At 70.3% G+C, this 5,155-nt stretch carries 6 protein-coding genes; 2 read left to right on the plus strand and 4 right to left on the minus strand.

Translation table 11 applies throughout. The features are described 5' to 3' along the window. From ACWELQ_RS37465 to hemE, 4 genes are all read right to left on the minus strand, one after another. Positions 1-338: NAD(P)-binding protein (locus ACWELQ_RS37465; protein WP_452401756.1), on the minus strand; the 338-nt coding region annotated here is incomplete at its 3' end. A gap of 325 nt (positions 339-663) precedes the next feature. Beyond that, a complete protein-coding gene (locus tag ACWELQ_RS37470; RefSeq protein ID WP_452401757.1) occupies positions 664-1,299 on the minus strand; it encodes a hypothetical protein in 636 nt (211 codons plus the stop codon). Positions 1,300-1,376: 77 nt separating this feature from the next. Then, positions 1,377-2,366 carry a hypothetical protein gene (locus ACWELQ_RS37475; protein ID WP_452401758.1) on the minus strand — a complete coding sequence of 330 codons (990 nt, stop codon included), beginning with the start codon at positions 2,364-2,366 and terminating at the stop codon, positions 1,377-1,379. 70 nt (positions 2,367-2,436) lie between these two features. Then, on the minus strand, positions 2,437-3,504 hold the full coding sequence (gene hemE / locus ACWELQ_RS37480) for a uroporphyrinogen decarboxylase (protein WP_452401759.1): 1,068 nt from the start codon (positions 3,502-3,504) through the stop codon (positions 2,437-2,439). A gap of 74 nt (positions 3,505-3,578) precedes the next feature. Between hemE and ACWELQ_RS37485 the strand changes: the two genes are divergently transcribed. Together ACWELQ_RS37485 and ACWELQ_RS37490 are read left to right on the plus strand one after the other, a co-directional pair. Then, entirely contained in the window at positions 3,579-4,205 is a 627-nt protein-coding gene (locus ACWELQ_RS37485) for a DUF3000 domain-containing protein (RefSeq protein ID WP_452401760.1), read from the plus strand. A 209-nt stretch (positions 4,206-4,414) separates the two neighbouring features. Further along, positions 4,415-5,155, plus strand: a 741-nt coding sequence (locus tag ACWELQ_RS37490) for a ribonuclease D (protein WP_452401761.1), incomplete at its 3' end; no start/stop codon positions are given.

The following is a 5,155-nucleotide window of genomic DNA, read 5'->3' on the forward strand; positions in this document are numbered from 1 at the left end:
GAGTGGACGCCCTGCGCGCGGAGTCGGACGCCATCCTCGTCGGCGCGGGCACCCTGCGCAGCCTGCGACCACACCAGCGGCCGCTTCCCCGCCGGATGCACCAGCTGCCCCTCGATCCCCAATTCCCGCATCAACTCCGGAATTTCGGGCCGCCGCCCGACAAACGCCTCCGCCCCCAGATCAACCGGATCCCCCTCGATATCAACGGTCCGCAAAATCCCCCCGACCCGATCCCGCCGTTCCACCAGCACCAGTTCGGCGGCATCCCCCAGCGCCTGCCGCAGTCGATAGGCAGCCACCAGCCCGCTGATACCGCCACCAACCACCGCAATCCGCATCGACCACTCCTCCTCGCCCGGTGCCGTCGCGCCGCCGCCCGGCATCGGCGACCCACGACCCCGCGACCCGCACCGCGCGAGCCGCTACCCGAGCCAACCTACTCCCGCAGGACCTGCCCGCCCCCGTGTGGTGCCCGGCCGCACGCACCCCGCTTCCCACCCGCCGACCACTCCCATCAGGTCTTTCACCAGTTCCCCGGGGAAAGGGGGCGCGCCGGAACGTGATTGACGCCGCGCCCCACAAGCCAGCCGTCCACCCGGCTCGCGCGCCGCCCTATCGGAAACTCGCGATGATCGGAAGCGGACGGTGGCGACAGCACCGAACTCATGCCCCGGAGGCCCACCCGGAACGCAGCTCCTCGGCGGCGAGGAGGACGGTGGACCAGGTGGCGTCGTCGAAGGAGGCGCGGTCGCGGGACCGGCGGAATTCCGGGAGCGGGCGCTGGTCGAAGGCCGTGATCGTGGTGGTCTGGTTGAACACGGCGGCAAGCAGAGCGACGGTCTCGTCCAGTGCGGAGAGGCGGCTGTGGCGAGACCGCGGTTCGGCGGGCGGTCCCGGATCCGGGCTGCGCGGCGGGTCCTCCGGAGCACGGGCCAGGCCCGCGGCGGCCGCGAGATCGGCCGCGCCGCGCTCGGCCCACTCCAATCGCCAACCCGGCCAGAGCAATTCGAGCAGCGCTGTCACCGTGTCGCGAATCGGTTGCTCCCACAACAGGTAGTAGTCGCCGAACCAGGTCAGGGCGCGGTGCGGGTGGTCGATGACGGCACCGCCGTCCAGCCCGCGTTCGGTGAGCCAGGCCGCGCCCGCATCGTCATTGCGCTGGTGACAGGACTCGATGGTCTCCGTCGCGGCCTTCGGACCGGCGAGGAGGGTCGCGCACACACCATTGCCCGCCCAGCGGCACGGGTAGTAACGGGAGCCCTCGGCGTCGATGATGACGAAGCAGCCCGGTGCGCCCATGACCGGGACGCTACGCCCGCCGAAGCTGCTCGCGCACAGGGATTTCGGGGACGTCAGGGTTCGGTCATGGGCGCGGGTCAGAGCACGGCCAGTTCCGCGCGCAGGGCGGCGGCGGTTTGCAGGACGACGGACCATTCGGTGGCGGTGGGGTCGACGGGCTGGTGTGCGGTGAAGAAGGGGTTGAGTCGGATTTGTTGGTCGGATTCGGTTTCCATGGTGTCGACCAGCGACAGCATGGACTCGACAGGGTTGCGGCCCAGGCGCTTTGCGAGGTGGTCCACCACCTCGTCCAGGGTTTCGGCGGGGTGACGGAACGGGACCTCGACGGCGTCGCCGCAGCGGGCGAGCTGTTCGGTGTAGCGGTCGAACCAGAAGTCGATGTGCCAGCCGGGCCACAGGTCGATCAGGGCGGGCAGCAGGCCGGGGGCGGTGAATCCGATCCAGACGCCGATACGGTGGGCGTCGACGTCCACGTGCAAGCCCGCACTCGGTGCGCCGTCGAGAACCAGTCGGGTGGTGCCGCCGGTGGGGAGACGCTCCAGCAAGACCGGGCCCAGCCAAGCGAAGTGCGGCAGCGAGGAGTCGAGCGGGTAGGCGGTCGTGACGCCGCCCGCGGTGACGGTCAGCAGGTGCGCGTCCTCGAGGTCCTCGGTCACCGTGTCGGGCAGCCATCGGCGTTCGGGGTTCAGTTTGCGCACAAGCGAGCGATCCACACCGGCCGCCGCCGCGAGATCGCCGATACCGTCGTAGGCCCAGCGCAGCCGCCAGCCCGGCCACGTGCGCGCCAGCAGCAGCGAGAAGACCAGCTTCTCGGGCACTTCCCACAGCAGCTGGTCACCGAAGTAGACGAGCTCACGCTTCGTCAGATCCACGACCGCGCCGCCCTCGCACCAGACGTCGTCGAGCCAATCGGTGGCCGGATCGCACAGGCGCTGGGCGTCGATGAAGCGGCAGGCCGGGTCGGGCCCGGCGATCAGCACGGAGGCGATGGTGTCGGCGGCCCAGTGCGAGTAGTGCAGGCGCGGGCCGTCGCCGTCGATCAGGACGAAATTGGCTCGGGCACCCATACCGGTGACGGTACCGGCCGGTATGGGCTATTCCCGCATGGTTTTTCGGCCGTGCGGGAGCCGTCGCGACTCAGAGCGGGGCGGGCAGGGAGTGGATGAGCGCGACCGTGTCGGTGATGACGGTCGGGTCGGTGTTGGGCAGCACGCCGTGGCCGAGGTTGAAGATGTGGCCCTTGGCGCCCAAGGTGATTGCCTCGTCCGCCTCGTGGGCGATGCGGCGGACCTCGGACTCGATGGCCGCGGGGCCCGCGAACAGGACGGCCGGATCGAGGTTGCCCTGCAAGGCTTTTCCGGGGCCGACGCGGCGGGCGGCCTCGTTCAACGGGATTCGCCAGTCGACGCCGACCACGTCGGCGCCCGCCTCGCCCATGGCGCCCAGCAGTTCGCCGGTGCCGACACCGAAGTGGGTGCGCGGGATGCCCGCGTCGGCGATCTCGGTGAAGACCCGCTGCGAGTGCGGCATCACGTATTCGCGGTACTGGGCCAGCGGCAGCGCGCCCGCCCAGGAGTCGAACAGCTGCACCGCGTCCACGCCCGCGCCGATCTGCGCGCGCAGGAATTCGATGGTGATGTCGGTGAGCGCGCTCATCAGCTGATGCCAGGTCTCCGGATCGGCGAGCATCATCGCCTTGGTGCGCTCGTGGTTCTTGCTCGGCCCGCCCTCGACCAGGTAGGACGCCAAAGTGAACGGGGCACCGGCGAATCCGATCAAAGGCACGTTGCCGAGCGCGTCGAGCAGCAGCTTGATGCCCGCGGTGACCGCGCCCACTTCCTCGGCGCGCAACCGCGGCAGCGCGCGCACGTCGGCGACGGTGCGCACCGGGTTCGCGACCACCGGGCCGACACCGGGCACGATGTCGAGGTCGATGCCCGCGGCCTTGAGCGGAACGACGATGTCGGAGAACAGGATTGCCGCGTCGACATCGTGGCGGCGGATCGGCTGCATGGTGATCTCGCACACCAGCTCCGGATCGAAACACGATTCCAGCATGCCGATTCCGGCGCGCAGCTCGCGATACTCCGGAAGGGACCGACCGGCCTGTCTCTGGAACCACACCGGCCGACGATGCGGCACGCCACCGGTGGCGGCGGCGAGGAACGGGGCATCGGTCAGCAGGCGGCGGGTTGAAGTACTCATCACCGCCCATCGTAAAGGGGGCCGAGCGGCGCGCCTCGCACCGCTCGGCACCCCGGGGGTCTACGGTGCCATTCGTGACACCGCTCGACTTCCGCGACGGCGCTGCCCCGACCCCGGAGCCCGAAGAACCAGCCCGGTTCCGCGCCGCGGTCGAGGCCATGGGAACCGCATCAGTGCACCCCCGAATCGAACTGGCACCGATCCGCCCGCCGCAGCGCCTGGCCCCGTACTCCTACGCCCTCGGCGCGGAGGTCACCCGGCCCGACGCCACCGTGATACCCGTCGACTCCGACGGCGACGCCTTCGGCCGCCTGATCCTGCTGCACGACCCGGCCGGTCAAGAGGCCTGGCACGGGGTGTTCCGCTTGGTCGCCTACATCCAGGCCGATATCGACTCCGCGCTCGCCGCCGACCCGCTGCTGCCGGAGGTCGCGTGGAGCTGGCTGGTCGACGCGCTCGATTCCCGCACCCCCTTCACCGCGCTCGGCGGCACGGTCACCTCCACCAGTTCGGTGCGCTACGGCGATATCGCCGGACCGCCGCGCGCGCACCAACTCGAACTGCGCGCGTCCTGGACGGTCACCGACACCGCCCTGCGACCGCATGTGGAGGGCTTCTGCGAGGTGCTCGCCTTCGCGGCCGGGCTGCCGCCCGCCGGGGTCACCCGCCTGGACGTACGCCGGGGCGAGAGCACTGAATAGCTCGCGCGCCCGGGGGCGCACCCTCCCGCGCCCACCCGAATTCCCACGCGCAGAGCCAGGAAATAGCCCCTCGCCTGCGAGAACGTCTGTACCGCAACGAAATCGACGCGGTCCACGTACGATTCCCAATGGCCCGACGCAGTGTCACGGCCCGGCGTTTCACCGACGTGACGCGGCTCGCCATTGCCCTACCCGTAGAGTTCAAGACCATGTCCGTACCAGATGAACCCGAAGCCACTGCCGCGGTACCGTTGCTCGCGCCAGTGGAGGGTGTACCGCCGGTACTGGACACTGCTGCCGAAATCGCGTCGGCCGCGCGGCGACTGGCCGCCGGCACCGGTCCGCTCGCTGTCGACGCCGAACGCGCCTCCGGGTTCCGCTACTCCAATCGCGCCTATCTGATCCAGTTACGCCGCGAGGGGGCGGGCAGCTTCCTCATCGATCCGATTCCGGTGGACGGCGATCTGGAACCGCTCGCCGACGCGATCAACCCCCTCGAATGGGTGTTGCACTCCGCCGATCAGGATCTGCCCGGACTCGCCGAACTCGGCCTCTACCCGGCCGTGCTGTTCGACACCGAACTCGGCGGCCGCCTGGCCGGATACGAGCGGGTCGGGCTGGCCGCCATGGTGGAGAAGCTGCTGGGCCGCGAGCTCAAGAAGGGTCACGGCGCGGCCGACTGGTCGACGCGTCCGCTGCCCGACGACTGGCTGAACTACGCCGCCCTGGATGTCGAGCTATTGATCGAGCTGCGCGACGCGGTCGCGGCGGATCTCGGCGAGCAGGGCAAATCCGAGTGGGCCGCACAGGAATTCGAGCATGTGCGCACCGCGGAGCCGTCCGCGCCGAAGTCCGATCGGTGGCGGCGCACCTCCGGGATCCACGCGCTGCGCCGCACCCGCCAGCTCGCCATCGTGCGGGAACTGTGGACCACCCGCGACCGGCTGACC

The sequence above is a fragment of the Nocardia sp. NPDC004722 genome (assembly GCF_053601505.1).

What these genes read in the sequence shown, in the direction of transcription:
- ACWELQ_RS37470 (WP_452401757.1), bottom strand. Translation starts at nt 1,299, where the DNA reads ATGGGCGCACCGGGCTGCTTCGTCATCATCGACGCCGAGGGCTCCCGT.
- ACWELQ_RS37475 (WP_452401758.1), bottom strand. Translation starts at nt 2,366, where the DNA reads ATGGGTGCCCGAGCCAATTTCGTCCTGATCGACGGCGACGGCCCGCGC.
- hemE (WP_452401759.1), bottom strand. Translation starts at nt 3,504, where the DNA reads ATGAGTACTTCAACCCGCCGCCTGCTGACCGATGCCCCGTTCCTCGCC.